The organism is Nonomuraea spiralis, from assembly GCF_014648435.1.
Taxonomy (GTDB): Bacteria; Actinomycetota; Actinomycetes; order Streptosporangiales; family Streptosporangiaceae; genus Nonomuraea; species Nonomuraea spiralis.
Genome location: NZ_BMRC01000027.1, coordinates 109685 through 132821, shown reverse-complemented (window position 1 = coordinate 132821; position 23137 = coordinate 109685). Strand labels below are relative to the sequence as shown.

The window sequence follows — 23137 nt, the reverse complement described above, 5'->3', positions numbered from 1 at the left end:
CGTGAGTGGGTAAGGCTCCCGGTAGACGACCGGGTTGATAGGCCGGAGGTGGAAGCACAGTAATGTGTGGAGCTGACCGGTACTAATAGGCCGAGGACTTGACCACAAAGCATATTGCTTTGGTGTGTGCTGCGCTCTGTTACTCTTCGCCGGGTCCGGAGCTGCGCCACACCAAGGAAATTCTTGCCCGCGTCCACTATGCAATTCTGAAACAGCAAGCGGCACACGCTTGACAGTTTCATAGAGTTACGGCGGTTATGGCGGGAAGGAAACACCCGGTTACATTCCGAACCCGGAAGTTAAGCTTCTCTGCGCCGATGGTACTGCACTCGGGAGGGTGTGGGAGAGTAGGTCACCGCCGGACAATCTTTCAAAGAAGGCCCCGCACGGCTAGGTGTGGGGCCTTCTTTGCGTTGGCATGCCGGCCCTCCCGGTGCTGGTCGTGCGCGTCCTAGGGGTAAGACGTTTCAGGCAGTTGCGGCCTGGCGGTCGCTCGGGTGTGAGCGTCCTCTTGCAAGCTTCGGTGTGTTTGGCATTGTCGTTTCGTCTAGCGACGTGAATGGCCGGCCAATCGTCCGGAGGGTGCAACATCATGTCTTCCTCGAAATGCAGCCAAGTGCTCTTCCCGGTAAGTCGTTCGCGAAATCGCGTGCCAAATTCTTGGGCGAGAGTGGTGCGGTGGCGGGTGAGGTTGTTGACCAGGTTCTCGCTGGCCGGAAGGTTTGTGTGGAGGTCTGGTGGGCTCGTGAACGTTCGGGGGCTTGCTAGGCTGGGGGTACCGGGCCACCTCCACGGGTGGCCTTCGTCGTGTAAGGCCCGAGGGCGGGCAGCGACCAGCCACGGTGGACCGCCGTTGTGAGTCCGCTGAGTGAGCCAAGGAAATGGACCAGAAGTGAACAGAGATAACGGATCGGACGGCGGACAGCGCGGGCGCGGCGACTACGGGGACAGGCGCTCCGGCGGCGACAGGACTGGGGGATACGGCTCTCGCGGGCGTGATTCCGGTGGCGATCGTCCGTTCCGTTCCGAGGGCCGGCCGCGTCCGTACAACCGCGAGGACAGTGCGCCCCGAGGCGGAGAGGGCTCGCGCGGCGAGCGCGGGCCGCGTCGTGAGGGTGGTTCCCGGGACGAGGGCCGCCCCTACCGCGACCGGGATGACCGCGGGCCGCGCCGCGAGGGCGGTTACGGCGAGCGCCGTGAGGGCGGCTACGGTGACCGCCGTGAGGGCGGCTACGGTGACCGCCGCGAGGGCGGCGGGGGTTACGGCGAGCGTCGCGAGAGCCGGTACGGCGATCGCGGGCCGCGTAGAGAAGGTTTTGATCGTGGTCCGCGCCGTGAGGGTGACGACCGCGGGCCGCGTCGTGAGGGTGACGAGCGTCGTCCTTACCAGGACCGCGGGCCTCGGCGTGAGGGTGGCGGTTACGGTGACCGCGGGCCGCGCCGCGAAGGGTACGACCGTGGCCCGCGCAGGGAGGGCTTCGACCGTGGCCCCCGTCGTGAGGGTGACGAGCGTCGTCCTTACCAGGACCGCGGGCCTCGGCGAGAGGGCGGCGGTTACGGTGACCGCGGGCCGCGCCGTGAAGGTGACGACCGTGGTCCCCGTCGGGAAGGCTTCGATCGCGGTCCTCGTCGTGAGGGCTTCGATCGCGGGCCGCGCCGTGAAGGTGACGACCGTGGCCCGCGCCGCGAGGGCTTCGATCGCGGGCCGCGCCGCGAGGGCTTCGATCGCGGCCCGCGCCGCGAGGGCTTCGATCGCGGCCCGCGTCGCGAGGGTGACGATCGTGGTCCGCGTCGTGAGGGCTTTGACCGTGGCCCTCGTAGGGAGGGCTTCGATCGCGGTCCTCGTCGTGAAGGTGACGACCGTGGTCCGCGCCGTGAGGGCTTCGATCGCGGCCCGCGTCGCGAGGGCGGTGGTTACGGGGAGCGCCGTGACGACCGTTTCGGCGACCGTGGTCCGCGCCGGGAAGGCTCCGACCGGGGCCCGCGCGGTGAGGGTTTCGACCGCGGTCCTCGTAGGGAGGGCTTTGACCGTGGCCCGCGTCGCGAGGGGGGACCGCGCCGAGAGGGCGGTTTCCGTGACGACCGTGGCCCGCGTCGCGAGGGCTTTGACCGTGGTCCGCGCAGGGAGGGCTTCGACCGTGGCCCGCGTCGCGACGACTCCTACGGGCCTCGTCGTGAGGGCGGTTACCGCGAGTCGCGTCCGTTCTCGCGTGATGACCGTGGGGAGCGTCCGGGCGGGGGCGCCCGTGCCAGGTACGGCCGGGACGACCGCGAGTCCGAGGCTCCGCAGCGCGAGAGGCTGCCCGAGGTGGCGCCGGACATCACTGCGGAGGAGCTCGACAAGGAAGTACGTGAGGAGCTGCGTTCCCTGCCGGGAGACCTCTCCGACCTGGTCGGCAGGCACCTGGTAGCCGCGGAGCGTGCCCTGGAGGAGGACGATCCCGACAAGGCGCACGAACACACCAAGGTGGCGCGCCGGTTCGCCGCGCGCATCGGTGTCGTACGTGAGGCCGCGGGCATCGTCGCCTATCGGGCTGGACACTTCTCCGAGGCGCTCAGCGATCTGCGCGCCGCCAGGAGGATGACAGGGTCGGAGGCGTACCTGCCGGTCATGGCCGACTGCGAGCGCGGTCTGGGCCGTCCGGAGCGGGCCATCGATCTCGTACGTTCGCCGGAGGCGGAGCGCCTCGACCGGGCCGGACGCATCGAGCTGACCATCGTCGAGTCGGGCGCCCGGCGTGACCTCGGCCAGCAGGACGCGGCCGTGATCACCCTCCAGCGCCTGCCCGAGCTGCGCGACCCGCAGCCCAAGCCGTGGTCGGCGCGGCTCGCGTTCGCTTATGCGGACGCGCTGGCCGACGCCGGTCACCAGGAGGCGGCGACCGACTGGTTCGCGCGGGCGATGGCCTTCGACGAGGACGGCGAGACGGAAGCTGCCGAGCGGTATGCCGAGCTGACCGGGGCCGTCATCGAGGACGTCGAGGAGGACTTCGACGAGGAGGACGATTTCGACGACGCCGGCGTCGCCGAGGAGGGCAACCTGGCTGAGGAGGAGGAAGAGGACGCCGAGGCCCTGGCCGAAGCGGGCGACCTCCTGAGCGCCGAGCCTGAGCCTCAGACGGAGGCCGAGGCTCCGGCTGAGGCTGAAGATTCGGCTGAGGCTGAAGATTCGCTGGACGAGGATGCCGTCCAGGAGGAGGAGCCGGCGGAGGCCGAAGCCGAGGCCGAAGCCGAGGCTGAGATTCCGGGGATCACGCCGGCGTTCATCGAGCCGAACTTCGGTGACGTGCTGGACGACGAGACGGACGAATCCGCTCAGGACCAGCCGAAGAAGAAGGACGACTAGGTGTTGCTGCTCCGCCGTACCCCTGCTGGTTTGGGGTGCGGCGGAGCTTTTGTCATGTCTGGGGTCTGGTCAGTCGGTTGTGCGGGTCGTCATCGTTCGACGCGGTTGAGCCAGTGGAGGATTCCCGCGACGTTGGAAGGCGCGCCACTCAGCAGTTCGAACTGCTCGGCCGTCGCGTCGTCCGACTGCAGGGCGACGTAGCGTTCCTTGGTGCGGTCGGCGACCATCGCGACCGCGTGGTCGAGGTCCAGGCCCTCTGAGTGTGCCTGGCGGGTGAAATCCACCCAGACGCGGAGCTCTTCTGCGGATCGCTCAAGCGTCTCCTGTACGGCGCCGACCGGGCCGTAATGGCTGAACAGCAACCGTTGCGGGCCAAGTGCCTTGAACAGTGCGATCGAGTCGAGTGCCGTCTTGAGGTCGAAGTCCGGCGGCGGTGTGGCGGGGCGCAGGTCGCCGGTCTGCGGCAGGTACACGCCCGCGGCGTCGCCGACGTACAGGTCCCCGGTGGCGGAATCGATCAGGCCGACGTGGTGCTTGGCGTGACCGGGCGAGTAGTGGCTGCTCAGCGTACGGCCGTTGCCCAGGTCGATGGCTCCGGTGTCGCCCAGGGCGACGATGCGCTCGGCTTCGGTGGGGGACAGTTCGCCGAAGAGGGTGTCGAGCTGGTCGCCCCAGACCATTCGGGCGCTCGCCATGAGACGTGACGGGTCTGCCAGATGGCGCGCACCCTTCTCATGTACGACGACCTGCGCCGAGGGGAAGAACCTCGCGATGTCGCCCACACCGCCCGCATGATCCAGGTGGATATGGGTCACGACCACGGTCGCCAGGTCGTCGGGGCCGACGCCGAGCGAGGCGAGCGCGTCGCGTACGACAGGCGCCGAAGTCGAGGTGCCCGTCTCCACCAGGCACGGCCGGTCCCCCAGGATCAGGTAGCCGGCGGTGATGCCCGAGTATCCGGCCATCTTGGTGTCGATCTCATAGACGTCGCCGCCTAGTGCGGTGATGTTGTCCACAGGCACTCCCGCGCGTACATCCGTCATCCCCAGAACGACGTTCGTATCGATCCGGGCTTCCCCTCATCGTAGAGAGTGATCTCCACCGGAACACAAACGGGAGGACGACAATGGATCGGAACGAGGTCGTGCTGGTGGGGCGGCTGTCCGCGGCTGTCGAGGAATACGAGATGCCGAGCGGCGACACGGCCACGAAATGGCGTGTCATCGTACGCCGCCGCCGGAGGCACAGGCGAGGCCCGGCCCTCACCGACAGCATCCCGTGCGTCACCTTCGATCCCGAAGTGGCGGAGATCGTACGAGGTCTCATGCCTCGCGACTTCATCGAGGTCACGGGTGCGTTCCGCTGCCGCGTCTTCGGTCCGGCCGCAGCCAAGACCTTCCGGTACGAGGTGGAGGTGAGCACCGTAACCCCGGTCGAGGGCGCCATGTCCGAGCCGTCCGAGGAGGCGGTTCCGAGCCGGGGGCCGCGCAAGGTGGCTCAGTTGGCTGCGGCGGGGTGAGTTCGCTCACGGCGCCGGCGCTGTCGTCGGCGAGGGTGTTCTGAGCTGTCTCAGGGGACGTGGGCCTGAGCGAGGTGGGTTGCTCACGTCCCCGCGCTGACAGAGGACGGAGGGCGTGAACTCGCTCGGGCCCTCCCCGCGGGTGCTGCGGCATGCGTGGGGAGGGGCCGGTGAGATGGCTCGCCTCTGTGAGGGCAGGGAGGGCGGGGCGGGCAGGCGCTGCGGAGCGGGACGGAGGCGGGAGCGGGGCTGGGGTGCGGGTCAGAAGTGTGGGTCAGGGGTGTGGGTCAGTCGATGGCGAAGGTGCGTAGGACGAGGCCGGTTCGTGGCTTCGGGCCGAAGGAGGTGGACTTGCGGGGCACTCGTTCGCCGCCTGCGGCGACCGCGAGGACGTCGTCGACCTTCAGCGGCTTGAGGATGACCGCTGTGCCGCCCGTACGGATCGCGAGCCGCAGTGCCGCCTCGGTGTCATGGTGGACGATGCGTACGGCCTGGTCGTCGTCCCTCATGCCCCACACCTTCGGCAGGATGAACTCCGTGAGGATGGAGGTGTTCAGCGAGTTCCAGCGGTCCGAATGTCGATCGGGCATCGCCAGGTTGAGCTGCACCGGGTCGGGATCGGTGAGCAGGTGGGCGCCGCCTTCTCCAGCGAGCAGGAAGGCGGGTTCGGCGGTGTTCTCAAGCGCCTCCAGGCCCTGCGCCAGGTCGTCGTAGTCGTGGACCTGCCACGAGCCCCTGGCTCTGGCTGTGGCCTCGGTCAGGGGGAGACCGGGGATCACGCGGTGGATGGCCTTGAGGTCCGGAGGGTAGGCGGCGGAGTCGACGATCAGGGCCAGGCCGAAGTCCCACGGGCCCAGCGCCTGGCGGGAGGCGTTCGCCGTGGGCTGGTCGGGGGAGGCCGGCTCATCTGACGGATGAGCCAGGTGCTCGGTCAGCTCGTGGCGGATCGAGGTGACTGGGCTGGGAGAAGGGCTTACGGGGCGTTCTGAGGGGGTGGCGGGTTCGTCCGGCGGCGTGGGGGGCTTGTTGTAGTGCTGGTCTGGGGAGGTCGAGGGCTCGGTTGACGGCTCGCGCAGAGGTTCGTTCTGGGCGGTTCCGTCGCGCAGGGCTTGGCGGGCAGCGTGTTCCTGGCGCTGGAGGACGCGGTAGGTCGCGTATCGGTGGTGGCCGTCGGCGATGAGGGCTTGGCGGTTGCGGAGGTCGGCGTTGATGGCGGCGATCTCGGCCTGGTCGGTGATCGCCCAGAGCCGGTGGGTGAGGCCGTCCTCGGTTCCGGCCGCGATGAGAGGCGGTCGCTTGCCGGCCACCTCGTCCACCAGGCGGGTGGCACTGCCGTGCTCGCCGTTGTAGAGGAGGAAGATGGGTTCGAGGTTGGCTTCGGTGGTGCTCATGAGGGCCAGCCGGTCGGCGATGGGGCCGGGCATGACGTCTTCGTGGGGAAGGATGACCCGCTGGGTGGGGTCGATCAGGCCGACGTCGCCGATCAGGCCGCGCTGAAGGACGTGAGGGCCGCTCTGTTCGTACACGTACAAGGCGGGGGTGTCGTCGGCGACCAGGACGCCGGCGTCCAGCCAGGCCCTCAGCGTGTCCCTGGCCTCGGCGTACCGGGCTTCGAGTGGTACGTCGGTCCGGTGGTCGAGCTTGAGCGGGGTTCCGGCTGGGCGACCGGGGGCGCTGCCGTCAGCGGAGGGTGTCGCTCCGGGGTTGCAGGGAAGGATGAGGCGGACGACGTTGTTCGGGTGCAAGGCGAGGAGGGATTCGACGTCCGCGTCGCTGATCAGGTCGTACGGTGGGGAGGTCACCTTGGCGGGATCTTCGACAGCGAAACGTACGCCTCGGAAGGGCCGTAGCACCAGCCCGTCCGGCACCGGCAGTTCAGGAATCCCCATACCGGGCATGCTCCCATAAATGCTTGCGCCTTCCGGAAGTTGCCCCAATCGTTCCCTGCCGCGCCCCTCCGCGGCGACGTGGCAGCGTGGTTCGTCGTCCAGCGATGAAGGAGTCCTCACGCATGGTTCAGGGCGGAAATGGTCACGATGAGTCCTTGGGCGGCGCTCCCGGGGGCGGCGTTTACGACTGGTACCAGCGTGGTGTGAAGCTGCTGAAGGAGGGGAGCCCGGCGGCTGCGGCGGCGTTGCTGGAGCGGGCGGCTGCGGCTGAACCCCAGTCGCGCAGCATCCTTGAGGCTCTGGCACGGGCGCAGTTCAACTCCCGCCAGTACGCGGAGGCCGCGGCCAGCTTTCGGCAGATCGTGGATGCGAACCCGGCTGAGGATTATGCCTACTTCGGGCTCGGGTTGTCGTTGTGGCGTACCGGTGATCTGGAAGGGGCTCAGGAGCCGCTTGCCATCGCGGTGGCCATGCGGCCGGATGAGCGGCATTATGTGTCGGCTTTGAAGAGTGTTCGTGCGACGCTGAGGGCTCGTCGGGAGATGTAGGTGTTGTAGGCCGGGGGCGGGCGCTTGGCGGTCCGGGCGATCGTGACGCGGGAAGGTCTGCGAGGGCCGCCGAGTGATCAGGTGATGTCCGTGACACAACTGCCTTGGATCGAGACAGGGCTGTCCGTCGTTGTTGGCGGCTGTCGGTTGTCGTGATGCTCAGGAGGATACCGTCGCGATCGCTCGGGGCTTGGGGGACTAGTTCCCGGCCGTGGCGGAAGTGTTCGTTGTGGTGGGGCGGTCATTCAGGGGCCAGAGCGCGTCCTTTTCAGGGGGCATTGCGCATGCGAGGCAAGGGGTGGCTGGTGGTGACGGCTGGATCATGACCGATGGCTCGAACGCGAAGAAGGTCGTCTGCGGTCGTTGTCACGTGAGCTGAGGGCCGGATGCTGCTGTCGGGATCCTTCTTACTCTCCTGTCTTGTATGAGGGGGCCGGATTCGAGCTCGGTGCCTTCTGGAGAGGTGGCCGTGGGGGCGGTGCTGCGGGAGAGGCTGCGGTGAGAAGGGTCAGGTGTGGCGGTCGGTGTTGGTGAGGATGGCGGTTCGTAGGTAGGCGGCGAGGCCGGAGGAGGTGCGGTCGAAGGCGGCGGTGAAGCGGGGGTCGGAGACGTACAGGTCGGCCAGGCCGCGGTGGATCTCGTACGTGCAGTCGTAGAACCAGCGGGAGATGTGGGCGCGGTGTTCTTCGGCCAGGTCCATCGCATGGTCGCTGTCGGCGGGGATACCGGCGTCCATGGCGTCGGAGAGGCGGGCCGAGAGGGCGGACGTTTCCGCCTTGTACCGCTGCCAATCGTCCTTCGTGTACGACGACGTGCGGCGCGCGGATTCGGCCCAGGCCTGCGTGCCGCCCCAGCGTTCCTCGGCCTCCGCCGCGTTTGCGTCATGGGCGAAGTCGCCGAAGACTTCTGCGTGTTCCTCGGCTGTGAGGTTGAGCTTGCCGGACATGGTCGTCCTTTCGGTCGGCAGAGGAAGAGGTTTCCCGCCTTCGGGTGCGAGGGCGATCTGTGGCGGGGTACGAACGCGACGCTAAAGTCTCACGCGGCGTGAGAGTCAACGGGAAGAGGCGCTGTGCTGATTGACGGCTATGACACCCTGCTGCTCGACCTTGACGGCGTGGTCTACCTCGGACGTCATGCGGTGCCCGGGGCCAGGCAGGCGCTGGAGGAGGCGCAGGGCAAGGGGATACGGCTCGCGTACGTGACCAACAACGCCTCGCGAACGCCGGCCGCCATCGCCGCCCACCTGCGGGATCTCGGCGTTCCGGCTACGGCGGCCGATGTCGTGACCTCGGCGCAGGCGGCCGCGCGGCTGGTCGCCGAGCGGGTGGCTCCGGGCGCCGCCGTGCTGGTCGTGGGCGGGTCGGGGCTGCGGATGGCCGTACGGGACCGGGGGCTCAGGCCGGTGTCCACCGCGACCGAGTCGCCTGTCGCGGTGGTTCAGGGGATCGCCCCCGGCTTGTCGTACGGGCTGCTGTCGGAGGGGGCGCTGGCCGTACGGCAGGGGGCGTTGTTCGTGGCGTCCAACGGTGACAGCACCATGCCGACCGGGCGGGGCGAACTGCCGGGAAACGGGGCGATGGTCCGGGTCATCGCCGCTGCCACCGGGGTTGAGCCGGTTTACGCGGGCAAGCCGGACCCGCCGTTGCACCGGGAGTCGATGATCCGTACGGGTGCTCGGAGGCCGCTGGTCGTGGGGGATCGGCTGGACACTGACATCGAGGGGGCGTCCAACGCGGGGGTGGAGAGCCTGCTGGTGCTCACCGGGGTGGCCACGCCGCTCGACGTGCTGACCGCCGCATCCCGGCATCGGCCCACGTACCTCGCCGAGGACCTCGGCGCGCTGCTCCAGCCCTATCCCGAAGTGCGAGAGGGGGCCTGCGGAGGGTGGCGGGCCACGTGGCGGGACGGCGTGCTGCGGCTCGAAGGGGAAGGCGCCCGGATCGACGGGCTGCGCGCGGCCTGCGACGCCGCCTGGACGGCCGCGGGAGAGGGGCAGGTCGAGGAGGATGCGGTCAAGGAGGTTCTGGAGCGCATCGGGTGAACGCTGCCGGGTGTCTGCGGCGTCGAGCGAAGGCTTCCGAGCGTCGGCGGCATCGGGTGAACGCTTCCGGGCCTCTGCGGCATCGGGTAAGGCTTCCGGGTGTCAGCGGCGTCGGGTAGAGGCTTCCGGGCCTCTGCGGCGTCGAGTGAACGCTTCGGGGTTGTCTGCGGTATCGGGCGAAGCCACAGGGCGGTGCTCTGTGGGCAGGGTTCTCCGGGCATCGATGTTCGGGGGTGGATGAGCGGTGCCGGGTGAAGGTTGCCGGGGAGCCGCTGTGATGAGAGACGATGCAGGGCAGGTTGAGGGGTCTCTTCGCACCGCCCGAGCACTTCCGGAGTAGTTCGTCGGCCATTTCGCCAGTAGGCCGACGACTGTGGCGGCGTGCGGCTTCAGCGTCGGCTGCCGGCAGCATGCGAGAGACGGCTCGTCTCGCCTTCGGGCTCTCTTCTGCCGTTCAGCAGATCGTGGCCTTCACGTACCGGCGTACGTCGGGCCTGCGCATACATGCGGCGTGGCGTGGACGGCGTCCTGATCATCTGCCCTCTGGGGGCGGGCAGACGCGGGAGGAATCGTGAGGGGCGGTGGCCTTGGCGAGCCGGTCGGTGTTGGTGGCCGGCTCAAGTGTTCGCTCGTCGCCTAATGGTTAATGAAGGCATTAAATGGCTCGGGACGTCCGGCCCTCAGATCAGCTTGCGCAGGCGCAGCAGGTCGCCGAAGCTCGCGTCGATCTTCACCCGGCCCCCGAGCAGGGCACGGGCCAGGTCCAGCTCGCCGTCGACCAGCGCGATCAGGTCGTCGCTGACAATAGTGATCTTGACGTCGGCCGGCCTGCCGTCCGCGGGCGGATCCTCGGTGAACGGGTCGAGCCCCCCGTGGTGCAGCCGCCCGTAGAAGATCACGTCGAGGTCGGACACCCGGGCGCTGACCGTGCGCTCGACCACGTGTTTGGCACGATCCTCCGAGCCGATCTCGTCGAACTGGGCGACGAGCCTGGCGAGTGCCGCCCGGCACTCCTCGACGCTTGCCATGTTGGGCATCCTTTCTTTCCCTTTGCGGTCGGTAGCGTTCCACATCACTAGCACCCCCGTATGAGCTTCAACGTGTGACACGCCTGCCAAGGTCCCGGGCGCTCGCCCGAGGCGTTACGGTCGAGTCATGACTGAGCTGCCGGAGGAGACCGGTGACGAGCGGGTCGACGCCATCGTGGCCGATCTCGGTCGTGTGGGCGAGCTGCCGGTGCACGAGCACGTGGCGGTCTTCGACGAGGCTTTCGCCGGGCTGGAGTCCACGCTCGCGGGTGCGGGCGACGAGGCGCTGGGCGAGCGGTGAGCCGGAGGATTCGTCTCGACAGCGAGCTGGTGCGGCGGGGCCTGGCCAGGTCGCGTGAGCAGGCCGCCCAGCTCATCGAGGACGGGCGGGTCAGCGTGGGCGGGCAGCAGGCGCGCAAGCCCGCGACGCAGGTCGACACCGCCTCGGCCATCGTCGTCGCAGAGTCGGCCGACGGGCCCGACTACGTTTCGCGGGGAGCGCACAAACTGCTCGGGGCGCTGGAGGCGTTCAAGAGCCTGTCGGTGGAGGGGCGCAGGTGCCTCGACGCGGGTGCCTCCACGGGGGGTTTCACCGACGTGCTGCTGCGCCGCGGCGCGGCGCAGGTGCTCGCCGTCGACGTCGGCTACGGTCAGCTCGCCTGGTCGCTGCGCACCGACGAGCGGGTGACGGTGATGGAACGCGTCAACGTCCGCGACCTGACCCCCGAGATGGTCGGCGAGCCGCCCACGCTGGTCGTGGGCGACCTGTCGTTCATCTCGCTGCGGCTCGTGCTGCCCGCGCTGGCGCAGGTCGCCGCGCCGCGGGCCGATTTCGTGATGCTGGTCAAGCCGCAGTTCGAGGTGGGCAAGGAGCTTGTGGGCGCGGGTGGGGTGGTGCGCGATCCCGAGCTGCGGGCCCGCTCGGTGCGTGACGCCGCGGCCAAGGCGCGGGAGCTGGGGCTGAGCGTGCGGGGCGTGACCGCGAGCCCGCTGCCCGGCCCTTCCGGAAATGTCGAATATCTGCTCTGGTTGGGCAAAGGAGAGGGTGAGCCGCCCGTCGCCGAGCTCGACGCCGAGATCCAGCGTGCCGTCGCGGAAGGGCCGCAATGAACCGGACCGTGCTGGTAGCCGTCCACACCGGGCGGGGTGCCGCCGTCGAGAGCGCCCGCCTGGTCATCAACCGGCTGGTCGACGCGGGCATCAACGTACGTGTCCTGGACACCGAGGCCGGTGACATCGGCTGCGGCGGGGTGGAGGTCGTGCCCAGCGACGACCCGGGCTCGGCCAAGGACGCCGAGGTCATGATCGTGCTCGGCGGCGACGGTTCGCTGCTGCGCTCGGCCGAGCTGGCCAAACCCGCCGGAACGCCGCTGCTCGGGGTCAATCTCGGGCATGTCGGGTTCCTGGCAGAGGCCGAGGTGGCCGACCTGGCCTCGGCGGTCGACAGCGTGGTCGCCGGGCGCTACGACGTCGAGGAGCGCATGACGATCGACGTCCTGGCCAGGCAGAACGGCCGGGTGATCGCCGACACGTGGGCGCTCAACGAGGTCACCGTGGAAAAGCAGGAACGCATGCTGGAGGTGGTCGCCGAGATCGACGGGCGGCCGCTGTCCCGGTGGGGCTGCGACGGCGTGATATGCGCCACTCCTACGGGTTCGACCGCATACGCGTTCTCGGCCGGCGGGCCGGTGGTCTGGCCGGAGGTGGAGGCGCTGCTCCTGGTGCCGATCAGTGCCCACGCGCTGTTCGCCCGGCCGCTGGTGGTCTCGCCCCGGTCCACGATGGCCGTGGAGATCCTGCCGGACACTCCGGGCGGCGTCCTGTGGTGCGACGGACGCCGCCGTTTCGAGCTGCCCTCGGGTTCGCGCGTGGAGGTTCGCCGGGGCGCCGAGCCGGTACGCCTGGCCCGCCTGCACGGCGTGGAGGCCACCGGCGCGCCGTTCACCGACCGGCTGGTCGCCAAGTTCGAACTACCGGTTCAGGGATGGCGCGGGAGAGTGCGACCCTGAATGAATGGGGGGCAGACCGCGTAGGATCACGTGGGCAACAGTGACCGGAGACACCCCGGCCATCAGGCACGGCAGTGACGGGAGTGGGCAGTGCGACCAAGGGTCGAGGAGGTCCGCATCCAGGGGCTCGGCGTCATCGACGAGGCCGTTCTCGAGCTTTCGCCGGGCTTCAACGTGGTCACCGGCGAGACCGGCGCGGGTAAGACGATGGTCGTCACGGGGCTCGGGCTGCTGTTCGGCGGGCGGGCCGACCCCTCGCGCATCCGTCCGGGAGCCGACCGGGCGACCGTCGAGGGCACGCTCGTCATCGAGTCCGGCGGCCGGGTCGCCCAGCAGGTCGAGGACATCGGCGGTGAGGTCGAGGACGGCGAGCTGATCATCTCCCGCGCCGTCTCGGCCGAGGGCCGCTCCAGGGCCTGGCTCGGGGGCCGTACGGTGCCCGTCGGCACGCTGACCTACCTGGCCGACGACCTGGTGGCGGTGCACGGGCAGATGGACCAGCAGCGGCTGCTGCAGGCCGCCAGGCAGCGCGGCGCGCTCGACCGCTATGCGGGCAACGAGCTGGTCAAGCCGTTGCGGGCGTACTCACAGGCGTACAAACGGCACAAGCAGGTGGGGGCGCTGCTCGACGAGCTGACCACCAAGGCCAGAGAACGCGCTCAGGAGGCCGACCTGCTGCGGTTCGGCCTGGAGGAGATCGAGAAGGTCGACCCCAAGCCGGGCGAGGACGTCGGCCTGCGGGAGGAGGAGGAGCGCCTCTCCCATGCCGACGCGCTGCGCAGCGCCGCGACCACGTCCCACACCGCGCTGCTCGGCGACCCGATGGAAGCCGCGGGCGGCGCCCGCGACGTGGTCTCGCTGCTCGGCGAGGCCCGCGCGGCCGTCGAGGCCGTGCGCGACTACGACGCCCAGCTCGCCGGCGTGGCCGACCGGCTCGCCGAGGCCGGCTACCTCATCTCCGACGTGGCCACCGACCTGGCGGCTTACGCCGAGTCCATCGAGTCCGATCCGGGCCGTCTCGCGGCGGTGCAGGAGCGCCGGTCCGTGTTGTCCAGCCTGATCAGGAAGTACGCCGAGGACAGCGCCGGGGTGCTGGCCTGGGCCCAGCAGGCGGCCACCCGCCTGACCGAGCTCGAAGGCGACGACGAGCGCATCGAGGAACTCACCCGCGAGTACGAGGAGCTCACCGCCAAGCTCACCACCCTGGCCGCCGAGCTCACCAAGGTGCGCGAGACCGCCGCCGAGCGGTTCGGCCAGGCCGTGACCGAGGAGCTGACCGCGCTGGCCATGCCCCACGCCAGGGTCGTGGTCCAGCTCACCCAAAGCGACGAGTTCGGCCCGGAGGGCGTCGACGAGGTGGAGCTGCGGATGGCCGCCCACCCGGCCGCCCCGCCGCTGCCGCTCAACAAGGGCGCCTCCGGCGGTGAGCTGAGCCGGGTCATGCTCGCCATCGAGGTCGTGTTCGCCGGTGCCGATCCGGTGCCGACGTTCGTGTTCGACGAGGTCGACGCGGGGGTCGGTGGCAAGGCCGCGGTCGAGATCGGGCGGCGGCTGGCCAGGCTGGCGCGCACCGCGCAGGTGATAGTCGTCACCCACCTTCCCCAGGTCGCCGCCTTCGCCGACCAGCATCTGGTCGTCGAGAAGGCGAGCGACGGCAGCGTCGTACGCAGCGGCGTCGTCACGCTCAACCACGAGGGACGCGTACGCGAACTGTCCCGCATGCTGGCCGGTCTGGAGGACTCCGAGCTGGGCCGGGCCCACGCGGAGGAGCTGCTGGGGCTGGCAGCGGCCGACAGGTGATTCGGTGTGACATAGTGGACACGCCGTGTAGTGCTTGGCCTCCGCGCTGTTTCCCTCTGGCAGGATGGTCTTGATGAAGGTTCCGGGGAGCAAGTTGCCGGGCCTCCGTGGCAGGAAGGTCGGGGACCTTCCCGGTGTAACGGCAGTGGCGAGAATCGACCGGCGTACCAAGAGGCTCACGAAACGCCTCCAGCCCGGGGAAATCGCGATTATCGACCATGTTGACGTTGACCGGGTCAGCGCGGAGGCGCTCGTCGCGTGCGGCGCGGCGGCCGTGGTGAACGTCGCCTCGGGCATCAGCGGCCGTTACCCCAACCTGGGGCCCCAGATTTTGCTGGACGCGAGCGTGCCGTTCGTCGACAACGCCAATCCCGAGCTGTTCGAGCGGGTCAAGGACGGCGACGTCATCCGTGTCCACGAGGGCGTGATCTACCTCGACGACGACGTCGTGGGCAAGGGCGACGAGCAGACGACCGAAGCCGTCGAGGCCGCCATGGCCGAGGCCCGCGCCGGGCTGGCCGTCCAGATCGAGGCTTTCGCCGTCAACACGATGGAGTACGTCCGCGGTGAGGGCAAGCTTCTCATCGACGGAGTCGGCGTGCCTGAGATCCGCACCCCGATGGAGGGCAGACACGTCCTCATCGTGGTGCGCGGATATCACTACAAGGAAGACATCGCCACTCTTCGCCCGTACATCAGGGAATACCGGCCGGTCCTCGTCGGCGTCGACGGCGGCGCCGACGCGCTCCTGGAGGCCGGCTACCTCCCCGACGTCATCGTCGGCGACTTCGACTCCGTCTCGACCAAAGCGCTGACCTGCGGCGCCGAGCTCGTCGTGCACGCCTACCGCGACGGGCGCGCGCCCGGCCTGGAACGGGTGCACCAGCTCGGCCGCGAGGCGGTCATCTTCCCGGCCACGGGCACCAGCGAGGACATCGCGATGCTCCTGGCCGACGACAAGGGCGCCGAGCTGATCGTCGCGGTCGGCACCCACGGCACCCTTGAGGAGTTCCTCGACAAGGGCCGTTCCGGCATGGCCAGCACCTTCCTGACCCGGCTGATCATCGGCAGCAAGCTCATCGACGCCAAGGGCGTGAGCAGGCTCTACCGCAGCCGCATCACCACCTCCCAGCTCCTGCTGCTCGTGATCACCGCGCTGATCACCATGGGGGTCGCGCTCTTCCTGTCGCCGCTCGGCCAGACCTGGCTGAACGGCCTGCAAGACGTCTGGAACGCATTCATCTTCTGGCTGGTCGGACTCTTCTCGTGATCGATTTTCGCTACCACCTCGTCTCCATCGTCGCGATCTTCCTGGCGCTCGCCGTCGGGATCGTCCTGGGGACCACGCTGCTGCAGGATCCCGCGGTCAAGTCCGCGCAGGAGCTGACCGCGCAGCTCACCAAGACGAAGGACGAGCTGCGCGTGCAGATCGACCAGCTGCAGGGCCGCGAGGCCGGCAACGACGCCTTCGTCACGAGCGTGACGCCGAAGCTGGTGGCGGGCGAGCTGACCGGCCAGCGCGTGCTGCTGGTCGAGACGCCGGGGTCGAGCACCACGTTCCGCGAGGCTGAGCAGCAGGTGCTGGAGGAGGCGGGCGCCGAGGTGAGCGGGCGCGTCACGCTGACCGAGAAGTTCTTCGACCCCGACCGCAGCGGCGTGCTCGACGGCCTGGTCAACCAGCTCAAACCGGTCGACATGGTCTTCCCGCCCACGGCGACCGTCTGGGGCAAGGCCGCCACGCTGCTCGCGTCCACCCTGCTCACGCCCGACCAGGCGCAGGCGGGCACCCCCAACGCCGCGACCGCGGCCGTGATCAGCGGGTTCGAGACCGGCGGGCTGATCGGCACCGACGGCGACCCCGCCAAGCGGGCCACGCTGGCGGTGATGTTCGCGCCGGAGAGGGCGTTCGAGGGCGAGCAGGCCGAGACCCAGCTGGCCGCGCTCGTCTCGGTCGCCGACCGGCTCGACGCGGGCGGCAAGGGCGCGGTGCTGGCCGGCAGCGCAGCCAACGCCGGCGCCACCGGCGGAACCATCACCGCCCTGCGCGACGACGGCGAGGTCTCCAAGCGCGTGTCCAGCGTCGATACCGTGGATATGCCCGCGGGCCGGGTCGTGGTCGTCTACTCTCTCCGAGAGCAACTGAACGGGCGCGTCGGCCAGTACGGCGTCGGCAGGGGGGCCTCGACCACCCAGCCCGCGTTGCAGACCGCCACACCCTCACCGACCCAGTCTGGGAGCTGACATGGCCCGTGGCCTGCTCTACGCGCTGGCCGGCGCCGCGATCGGCGCCGTCGCCGCCCGCGCCGCCTACTCCGCCTTCACCCGCAACCGGCCGGCCGACCTCGGCGGGCGCTGGACGCGCAAGAACCACCGCGGTGAGCCCATCACCCTGCTGGAGGGGCCCGCGTTCGTGGCGGGCGCCGGGGCGGCGGCCGCGCTCACGCCCGGCCTGACGCCGCGTACCCGGCTGGCCGCGGCGCTGGCCGGCGTCGGCACGGGCGCCCTCGGCGCCTACGACGACCTCTACGGCACCACCTCCTCCAAGGGCTTCAAAGGCCACCTGACGGCCCTGGCCCGCGGCGAGGTCACCAGCGGCGCCGTCAAGATCCTCGGCATCGGCGCCACCGGGCTCGGCGCGGCCGCCCTCGTCTCCGACGGGCCCGTCGACACGCTGGTCAACGGCGCGGCCATCGCGGGCGCGGCCAACCTGGCCAACCTGTTCGACCTGCGTCCCGGCCGGGCGATCAAGGTCGGGCTGCTGGCCGGCGGGCCGCTGCTGGCCGTCTCGCTGCTGCGGTCGTCGCCCTCGGCCGCCGCCCTGGCCGCCGTCCCGCTGGGGGCCGCCGCGGCGCTGCTGCCCGACGACCTCGGCGAGCGCGCGATGCTCGGCGACGCGGGCGCCAACTCCCTCGGCGCCCTGCTCGGGCTGGCCGCGGTCACCAAGCTCGGCAGGCCGGGCAGGCTCGTCCTCCTGGGCACGGTCGCGGCGCTGACCGCCGCCTCGGAGAAGGTCAGCTTCACCAAGGTCATCGCCGCGAACCCGGTGCTCAACCGCATCGACATGCTCGGGCGGCGTCCCGTCGACCACGTGTGACCCTCCGCGCACGATTGTCGGTGGCACCTGCCAGGATGTCGGCGTGACCGGATGCTGGGCGGGGGAGGCCGCGTGCGGGGTGTGACGGCGCGGGGCGTGGCGGGTGGCGCCGTGCTCATCGGGGCGCTCACCGTGCTGGCGCGCATCGCCGGCTTCGCCAAGCAGTACGCCTTCGCCCAGACGGTCGGCACCAACTGCCTGTCCACCGCCTACATGACGGCCAACCAGATCCCCAACATCGTCTTCGAGGTGGTCGTCGGGGGCGCGCTGGCGGGCATGGTGGTGCCGGTGCTCGCCGGGTCCGCCGCCTCACGCGAGCGCACCGGGCACATCAGTTCGGCGCTGCTGACGTGGGTCGTCGTGGTGCTGGTGCCGCTGGGGGCGCTCACCGCGCTGTTCGCCGGGCCGATCATCGGGCTGTTCTTCGGCGAAGCCGTCAAGGGGTGCGATACGGACAGCGTCGTCGCCCTCGCCACGCGGATGCTGGTCGTCTTCGCCCCCCAGATCCCCCTGTACGGCGTGGCCGTGGTGCTCTACGGCGTGTTGCAGTCGCACAAGCGCTTCGCCGGGCCCGCGGTCGCGCCGCTGGTGTCGAGCATCGTGGTCATCGTGGCGTACCTGCTGTTCGTGCCGCTCAGTCTGGGCAGGGTCGATCCGGCCACGGTGCCCGGGCCCGCCGAGCTGGTCCTGTCGGTGGGCACCAGCCTGGGGGTGCTCGCGCTCGTGCTGACCGTGGTCGGGCCCGTGTCGCGGCTGGGGCTGCGGTGGCGGCCCACCTTACGTTTCCCCGACGGTGTGGCCGGGCAGGTGCGCAGGCTCGCCCTGGCCGGGGTCGCGGCGCTGCTGGCCCAGCAGGCCGCCATGATCGTCGTGGTGCTGCTGTCCAACAAGGCGATCGGCAACGGGGCCATCACCGTCTACAACTACGCGTGGGCGATCTACCTGGTGCCGTACGCGGTGCTGGCGGTGCCGATCGCCACCAGCGCGTTCCCCCGGCTGTCGGCGCAGGCCGGTGACGAGGTCGCGTTCTCGGCGCTGGCGGCGCGCACCACGCGGGCCGTGGTGCTGGTGAGCGGGCTGGCCGCCGGGGTGCTGGCGGCGGCGTCCGGGCCCGGGGCGGTGGTGTTCCTGGGAGGCAAGACCCAGGTGCCTCCGGCTCAGCTCGCCCTGGCGGTCGCGCTGTTCGCGCCGGGCATCGTCGGCTACGGGCTCATCGCCCACCTGAGCCGGGTGCTTTACGCGGCCGGGCTCGGGCGGGCGGCGGCGACCGGGACCGTGGCTGGGTGGCTGGTCGTCATCGTCGCGCAGACCGTCCTCGTGCTGGTGCTGCCCCTGGAGTGGAAGATCGGCGGGATGGCGCTGGGGATGAGCGTGGGCATGACCGCCGGTGGGTTGCTGCTGCTCGCGTCCGTGGTGCGGGCGCGGGGGAGCGGGGCCGCGGCGGGGCTCCTCAGGGCCTCGGGGGCCGCGGTCGGCGGCGGCGTGCTGGGGTACCTGGCCGGGGCGAGGGTGGTGTCCTGGCTCGGCGCTTCGGGCATCTGGCCGAACGTGGGGGCGGCGGTGCTGGCGGCGGCGGTGGCCGTGGTCGTCGGGGTGGCTGTCGTGGCGGTGGTGGACCGGGCCGACGCCAGGGGTGTGGTGGGGCTGCTCCGTAGGGGTGGCTGATCCGCGCAGGCCCCCGGGGGCTGATCCGCGCAGGGCCCTGCTGTGGGCGGGTGGTTTTCCCGGAGGTCTCGTTCTTCTGTGATGACGGGTGTGGCGGCTTTCGACGGCCCGAAAGATGACCGGCTTCCTCGGTCTCTTCTCGTCTCGGGAGCTCGGGGAGCGGCGGGTCGGGCCGACGGGCTTCGGGGGTGGCGGTGAGGGGATCGGGCTACGGTTCTGGTTCGGGCTGCGGGTGTGGATCGGGGTTCTCGTGAGGGCGAAGGAGCGGGGCGTGCGGGTGGCTTTTGTGGTGGGGACCACGTCGGGTGGTACGGGACGGCACGTACGCATGCTGGTCGAGGGCCTGGTACGCCGCGGGCACCAGGTGGCCGTGGTGGGGCCGGGGAGCGTGGAGAAGGCGTTCTCCTATCGGGAGGCCGGGGCCGCGTTCGCCGAGGTGCCGGTCTCCGATCGGCCGCATCCGTTCAACGACGTGCGGGCGGTGTTCGCGATCCGGAAGCTCACGCGGGATGCCGACGTCGTGCACGCCCATGGATTGCGAGCCGGGGCCCTGGCGGGGCTGGCGCTCAGAGGGGCAGGACGCCGGCGGGCGGGCTCTGGGAGATTGGTGGTGACGTTGCACAATGCGTTGACCGCTGGTGGATTTGTCGGGTTCGTCTACGGGGTGCTGGAGCGGGTGGTCGCGCGGCGGGCCGATCGGGTGCTGGTGGTCTCGCCGGACCTGGGGGACCGGATGACCGCCCTGGGAGCTCGACAGGTGGCGGACGCGGTCGTGCCCGCGCCCGCGTTGCGGCCCGCCCGCCGTACCCCCGACGAGGTCCGGGAGGAACTGGGGGCGGGAGATCGGCCTCTGGTGCTCACCGTCGGCAGGCTGGCCCAGCAGAAGGGGTTCGACACCCTGCTGGAGGTGGCGGCGGGGCCCTGGGAGGCGCCGGCGCCCCTGTTCGCCGTCGCGGGGGAGGGGCCGCTGCGGACGGAGCTCCAGGAGCGGATCCGGGAGCGGGAGCTTCCGGTGCTGCTCCTAGGGGATCGTGACGACGTCCCCGACCTGCTCGCGGCCGCCGCCGTCGTGGTCAACTGCAGCCGGTGGGAGGGGCTGCCGCTCAGCCTCAGCGAGGCGCTGATGGCGGGCAAGCCGGTGATCGCCTCCGCGGTCGGCGGGATCCCGTGGCTGGTCGGCGACGCCGGGACGCTGGTCCCGTACGGAGACGCCGAGGGGATGCGGGGCGCGCTGCGGAAGGTGCTCGCCGAGCCCGGGATCGCGCGGACGATGGCGGAGGCGGCGGCCCGGCGAGGGCGCGAGTTGCCGGACGGTGACGATGCCGTGGAGAGCGTGCTCGGGGTGTACGAGGCCGCAAGATCGATTGGATGATAGGTCAAGATGTCGGCGTATACTGCGTGGGTTAGGGAGGGGAGTATCCCTTCGCGACAGCCCCGTCATCACGGTGCAGCCCCGCTCCACGGGGCCCCCGGGGCTGCCGGTCCGCGTTCTCGGCGGGCGGGAGAGACCTCCGGCAATGAGTCATGCATGCCGGAGGTTGTGAGCCGTGACCGTACCCTTGTGGGCCTGGATCGCCGTCATCGGCGGTCTGCTGGTCGTCCTCGCCTTTGACCTGTGGATCGTCGACCGCGGTGAAGCCCGTGAGTTCTCCATGCGGCAGGCCGGATATTGGGTCACCTTCTATGTCGCCCTGGCCGCGTTGTTCGGCGTGGGGTTGTGGGCCACGTTCGGGGCCGACAAGGCGGGGGAGTTCTTCGCCGGGTACATCACTGAATACAGCTTGAGCGTCGACAACCTGTTCATCTTCTTCATCATCATGAGCCGGTTCGCGGTGCCGCGGGCCTACCAGCACAAGGTGCTGCTCGTCGGCATCGTGCTCGCGCTGGTCATGCGCGGCATCTTCATCGCCCTCGGGGCCGCCGCGCTCGAACGGTTCAGCTGGCTCTTCTACGTCTTCGGCGCCTTCCTCGTCTACACCGCCGTCAACCTGATCCGGCAGCACCTCAAGGGCGAGGAAGAGGAGTTCAACGAGAACGTCCTGCTCAGGTGGGTACGCAGGGCGTTCCCGACCACCGAGGGGTACGCCGGCTCCAAGGTCACCGTCAAGATCGACGGCCGCCGCATGGTGACGCCCATGCTGATCGTGATGGTCGCCATCGGAACCACCGATCTGCTGTTCGCCCTCGACTCGATTCCGGCCATCTTCGGGCTCACCCAAGACCCCTACGTCGTCTTCACGGCCAACGCATTTGCCCTGATGGGGCTGCGTCAGCTTTACTTCCTGCTGGGTGGGTTGCTGCAGCGGCTCGTCTACATCAGCTATGGTTTGGCGTTCATCCTCGGGTTCATCGGGGTTAAGCTGATAATGGAGGCGTTGCATGCCAGCGGCGTCTCCTGGGCACCCGAAATTCCCATCTGGGTGTCGCTCACGGTCATCGGCTCCACCATGGCGATCACCACGGTGGCGAGCCTGATCAAAGCCCGCATGATGAGCGGCGAGGGCGAGCAAACGCACCCGGAGCAGGTCTAGCGAAACGGCTATCGAGGGGCTTTGCTTGTGTAGTTGCGCCGTGTAATAGTTGCGAGTTCCGTAACGGCATGGCAAAGCGCCTAGTCCAGTCACCACCAAAGGTTGTACGTGTCAGACGATTCTGCTAAGCCGAGCCGCGTCAGGCTCGCACGCGGGGTCTCCCCGTGGCTCCTCCCGACGGCGGCCGCGGCGGCCGCCACCGCGCTGCTGACGCGCCGAGACCGGCGCTGGGCCCTGGCGGCGGCGCCGCTGGGCGCGCTCACCGGTGGCATGCTCTGGTTCTTCCGCGACCCCGACCGCACTCCGGGCCGGGGGCGCATCCTGTCGCCGGCCGACGGTGTGGTGCAGAGCATCGACCCCTGGCCGGACGGCCGCACCCGGGTCGCGATCTTCATGAGCCCCCTGAACGTGCACGTCAATCGTGCCCCTCTTGCGGGAAATGTCACCTCCGTGCAGCATGTGGCAGGTGGGTTCCTGCCGGCGTTCAACAAGGACAGCGACCAGAACGAACGCGTGGTGTGGCATTTCGAGACCGCGCTGGGTGACATCGAGATGGTGCAGATCGCGGGCGCGGTGGCGCGCCGGATCGTGCCGTACCTGAGCGCCGGGGCCAAGGTGACGCAGACTGAGCGCATCGGTCTGATCCGGTTCGGCTCGCGGGTCGACATCTACCTTCCCGAAGGCATCTCGCCCGCGGTCACCGTGGGCGAGAAGACGGTTGCGGGGGTGACCAGAATTGACCACGGCTGACGCCGGCAGCTGGCAGGCGGGCGAGGACGACCCGCGCGGTCCCGTGGGCAAGGCGTTCCGCCTGTCCGCCGCCGACTCGCTCTCGCTGGGCAACGCGGTCTGCGGGTTCCTCGCGGTCTGCGTGCTCGCCTATTCGGCGATCCAGCAGCTCACGGTCGCGGACGGCAAGTTCACGCCCACGCCGAGCTACTTCGCCACCGCCATCGTCCTGCTGCTCATCGGCGCGACCTGCGACCTGTTCGACGGTCTCGTCGCGCGGCGCTTCCGCGCCTCGGCGATGGGCGCCGAGCTGGACAACCTGGCCGACGTGATCAGCTTCGGGTTCGCGCCCGCGTTCATGGTCGTGATCTGGGGTGTCGGCGCGCCGCCTTCGGTGCCGTTCATCGCGGTGGTCACCGCCGCCGCGGCCGTGCTGGTCGCCGGTGTCGTACGCCTGGCCCGCTTCGCCTGCGTCAAGACCAAGAGCGGCGACTTCATGGGCCTGCCCATCCCCATGGGCGCCATGACCGTGATCTCGATCGTGCTGCTGTTCCAGCCGAGCATCTGGGCGTTGTTCGCGGTGCTCGGCGTGGCCTGGCTGATGGTCAGCCGCATCGAGTACCCCAAGCCGAAGGGTCAGCTCGCGGCGGTCGTCCTCGGGTGGATCATGGTGAACGTGGCGTTCCTCACGTTCTGGGTCGCCTGGCCGGAAGGTGGCGACCTGCCGATCAAGATCGGCGCGAGCATGCAGATCGCGCTCGTCGCGGCGATCCCGCTGCGCATGTTGTTCTACAAGCGGGAGCTGCGCAAGGAAGCCGAGCGGATCGGCAACTAGGCGATTTTTCGTCCATCTTCGGTGTTGATGGACTCATGTCGCCAGGCCGCGTGCGGACACGCCGCGGCGCGGACCGGCCAGGGCGGGATCGCCCTGGCCGCGG

At 69.9% G+C, this 23137-nt stretch carries 21 protein-coding genes and 2 rRNA genes; 19 read left to right on the top strand and 4 right to left on the bottom strand.

The window, feature by feature from the left end:
- The 4 genes from IEZ27_RS42515 to IEZ27_RS42500 form a co-directional block, all read left to right on the top strand.
- Nucleotides 1–106 (top strand): 23S ribosomal RNA (locus tag IEZ27_RS42515); the annotation flags it as partial.
- Between the two features lie 141 nt (nt 107–247).
- Nucleotides 248–364, top strand: a 5S ribosomal RNA gene (rrf, locus tag IEZ27_RS42510).
- A gap of 847 nt (nt 365–1211) precedes the next feature.
- Entirely contained in the window at nt 1212–2411 is a 1200-nt protein-coding gene (locus IEZ27_RS42505; RefSeq protein ID WP_229824828.1) for a hypothetical protein, read from the top strand.
- Complete coding sequence (locus tag IEZ27_RS42500) at nt 2309–3346, top strand: hypothetical protein (protein ID WP_229824827.1); 1038 nt, start codon at nt 2309–2311, stop codon at nt 3344–3346. The genes IEZ27_RS42505 and IEZ27_RS42500 overlap by 103 nt, the downstream gene beginning before the upstream one ends.
- Before the next feature lie 89 nt (nt 3347–3435).
- Here IEZ27_RS42500 and IEZ27_RS42495 read toward each other — a convergent pair whose 3' ends face one another.
- Nucleotides 3436–4389 (bottom strand): MBL fold metallo-hydrolase, encoded by a 954-nt coding sequence (locus IEZ27_RS42495; protein WP_125642065.1) that lies wholly within the window; start codon nt 4387–4389, stop codon nt 3436–3438.
- A gap of 83 nt (nt 4390–4472) precedes the next feature.
- On the opposite strand from IEZ27_RS42495, the gene IEZ27_RS42490 reads away from it, so the two are divergent.
- Nucleotides 4473–4865 carry a single-stranded DNA-binding protein gene (locus IEZ27_RS42490; protein ID WP_189652439.1) on the top strand — a complete coding sequence of 131 codons (393 nt, stop codon included), beginning with the start codon at nt 4473–4475 and terminating at the stop codon, nt 4863–4865.
- A gap of 287 nt (nt 4866–5152) precedes the next feature.
- Here IEZ27_RS42490 and IEZ27_RS42485 read toward each other — a convergent pair whose 3' ends face one another.
- Complete coding sequence (locus IEZ27_RS42485) at nt 5153–6754, bottom strand: DUF1015 family protein (RefSeq protein ID WP_308427346.1); 1602 nt, start codon at nt 6752–6754, stop codon at nt 5153–5155.
- 122 nt (nt 6755–6876) lie between these two features.
- Here IEZ27_RS42485 and IEZ27_RS42480 point away from each other — a divergent pair, with 122 nt between their 5' ends.
- Complete coding sequence (locus tag IEZ27_RS42480) at nt 6877–7302, top strand: tetratricopeptide repeat protein (RefSeq protein ID WP_125642073.1); 426 nt, start codon at nt 6877–6879, stop codon at nt 7300–7302.
- A 508-nt stretch (nt 7303–7810) separates the two neighbouring features.
- On the opposite strand, the gene IEZ27_RS42475 is transcribed toward IEZ27_RS42480, so the two are convergent.
- Nucleotides 7811–8248 (bottom strand): TipAS antibiotic-recognition domain-containing protein, encoded by a 438-nt coding sequence (locus IEZ27_RS42475; RefSeq protein WP_189652437.1) that lies wholly within the window; start codon nt 8246–8248, stop codon nt 7811–7813.
- 123 nt (nt 8249–8371) lie between these two features.
- On the opposite strand from IEZ27_RS42475, the gene IEZ27_RS42470 reads away from it, so the two are divergent.
- On the top strand, nt 8372–9343 hold the full coding sequence (locus tag IEZ27_RS42470) for an HAD-IIA family hydrolase (protein ID WP_189652436.1): 972 nt from the start codon (nt 8372–8374) through the stop codon (nt 9341–9343).
- 680 nt (nt 9344–10023) lie between these two features.
- Here IEZ27_RS42470 and IEZ27_RS42465 read toward each other — a convergent pair.
- Nucleotides 10024–10371, bottom strand: coding sequence for an SCP2 sterol-binding domain-containing protein (locus tag IEZ27_RS42465; protein ID WP_189652435.1), 348 nt, complete (start codon nt 10369–10371; stop codon nt 10024–10026).
- A 127-nt stretch (nt 10372–10498) separates the two neighbouring features.
- Here IEZ27_RS42465 and IEZ27_RS42460 point away from each other — a divergent pair, with 127 nt between their 5' ends.
- The 12 genes from IEZ27_RS42460 to pssA all read left to right on the top strand — a co-directional run bounded on the left by IEZ27_RS42460 (nt 10499) and on the right by pssA (nt 23034).
- Complete coding sequence (locus tag IEZ27_RS42460) at nt 10499–10672, top strand: hypothetical protein (protein ID WP_185845028.1); 174 nt, start codon at nt 10499–10501, stop codon at nt 10670–10672.
- Entirely contained in the window at nt 10669–11481 is an 813-nt protein-coding gene (locus IEZ27_RS42455; protein ID WP_125642088.1) for a TlyA family RNA methyltransferase, read from the top strand. The genes IEZ27_RS42460 and IEZ27_RS42455 overlap by 4 nt, the downstream gene beginning before the upstream one ends.
- Nucleotides 11478–12380, top strand: a complete 903-nt coding sequence (locus tag IEZ27_RS42450; protein ID WP_189652434.1) for an NAD kinase — start codon at nt 11478–11480, stop codon at nt 12378–12380. The genes IEZ27_RS42455 and IEZ27_RS42450 overlap by 4 nt, the downstream gene beginning before the upstream one ends.
- Before the next feature lie 90 nt (nt 12381–12470).
- A complete protein-coding gene (gene recN / locus IEZ27_RS42445; RefSeq protein WP_189652433.1) occupies nt 12471–14180 on the top strand; it encodes a DNA repair protein RecN in 1710 nt (569 codons plus the stop codon).
- A gap of 73 nt (nt 14181–14253) precedes the next feature.
- A complete protein-coding gene (gene steA, locus IEZ27_RS42440) occupies nt 14254–15450 on the top strand; it encodes a putative cytokinetic ring protein SteA (protein ID WP_189652432.1) in 1197 nt (398 codons plus the stop codon).
- A complete protein-coding gene (locus IEZ27_RS42435) occupies nt 15447–16421 on the top strand; it encodes a copper transporter (RefSeq protein WP_189652431.1) in 975 nt (324 codons plus the stop codon). The genes steA and IEZ27_RS42435 overlap by 4 nt, the downstream gene beginning before the upstream one ends.
- A 1-nt stretch (nt 16422) precedes the next feature.
- Complete coding sequence (locus tag IEZ27_RS42430; protein WP_189652430.1) at nt 16423–17274, top strand: hypothetical protein; 852 nt, start codon at nt 16423–16425, stop codon at nt 17272–17274.
- A gap of 72 nt (nt 17275–17346) precedes the next feature.
- Nucleotides 17347–18939: a murein biosynthesis integral membrane protein MurJ gene (gene murJ / locus IEZ27_RS42425; protein WP_189652429.1), complete on the top strand. Its 1593-nt coding sequence runs from the start codon at nt 17347–17349 to the stop codon at nt 18937–18939.
- 271 nt (nt 18940–19210) lie between these two features.
- The gene (locus tag IEZ27_RS42420; protein ID WP_189652428.1) at nt 19211–20311 is read left to right on the top strand and encodes a glycosyltransferase; all 1101 of its coding nucleotides are present in this window, start codon (nt 19211–19213) and stop codon (nt 20309–20311) included.
- Between the two features lie 175 nt (nt 20312–20486).
- Entirely contained in the window at nt 20487–21470 is a 984-nt protein-coding gene (locus IEZ27_RS42415) for a TerC family protein (protein ID WP_125642111.1), read from the top strand.
- 108 nt (nt 21471–21578) lie between these two features.
- Complete coding sequence (locus IEZ27_RS42410) at nt 21579–22220, top strand: phosphatidylserine decarboxylase (RefSeq protein ID WP_185845030.1); 642 nt, start codon at nt 21579–21581, stop codon at nt 22218–22220.
- Nucleotides 22207–23034 (top strand): CDP-diacylglycerol--serine O-phosphatidyltransferase, encoded by an 828-nt coding sequence (pssA, locus tag IEZ27_RS42405; protein ID WP_189652427.1) that lies wholly within the window; start codon nt 22207–22209, stop codon nt 23032–23034. The genes IEZ27_RS42410 and pssA overlap by 14 nt, the downstream gene beginning before the upstream one ends.
- Nucleotides 23035–23137 lie beyond the last annotated feature (103 nt).

Bases quoted from the DNA above. Each gene is read 5' to 3' on its own strand.
- IEZ27_RS42480 (WP_125642073.1), top strand. From the start codon at position 6,877: ATGGTTCAGGGCGGAAATGGTCACGATGAGTCCTTGGGCGGCGCTCCC.
- steA (WP_189652432.1), top strand. From the start codon at position 14,254: ATGAAGGTTCCGGGGAGCAAGTTGCCGGGCCTCCGTGGCAGGAAGGTC.
- IEZ27_RS42475 (WP_189652437.1), bottom strand. From the start codon at position 8,248: ATGTCCGGCAAGCTCAACCTCACAGCCGAGGAACACGCAGAAGTCTTC.
- IEZ27_RS42450 (WP_189652434.1), top strand. From the start codon at position 11,478: ATGAACCGGACCGTGCTGGTAGCCGTCCACACCGGGCGGGGTGCCGCC.
- IEZ27_RS42465 (WP_189652435.1), bottom strand. From the start codon at position 10,371: ATGGCAAGCGTCGAGGAGTGCCGGGCGGCACTCGCCAGGCTCGTCGCC.
- IEZ27_RS42460 (WP_185845028.1), top strand. From the start codon at position 10,499: ATGACTGAGCTGCCGGAGGAGACCGGTGACGAGCGGGTCGACGCCATC.
- IEZ27_RS42485 (WP_308427346.1), bottom strand. From the start codon at position 6,754: ATGGGGATTCCTGAACTGCCGGTGCCGGACGGGCTGGTGCTACGGCCC.
- IEZ27_RS42495 (WP_125642065.1), bottom strand. From the start codon at position 4,389: ATGACGGATGTACGCGCGGGAGTGCCTGTGGACAACATCACCGCACTA.
- IEZ27_RS42490 (WP_189652439.1), top strand. From the start codon at position 4,473: ATGGATCGGAACGAGGTCGTGCTGGTGGGGCGGCTGTCCGCGGCTGTC.
- IEZ27_RS42430 (WP_189652430.1), top strand. From the start codon at position 16,423: ATGGCCCGTGGCCTGCTCTACGCGCTGGCCGGCGCCGCGATCGGCGCC.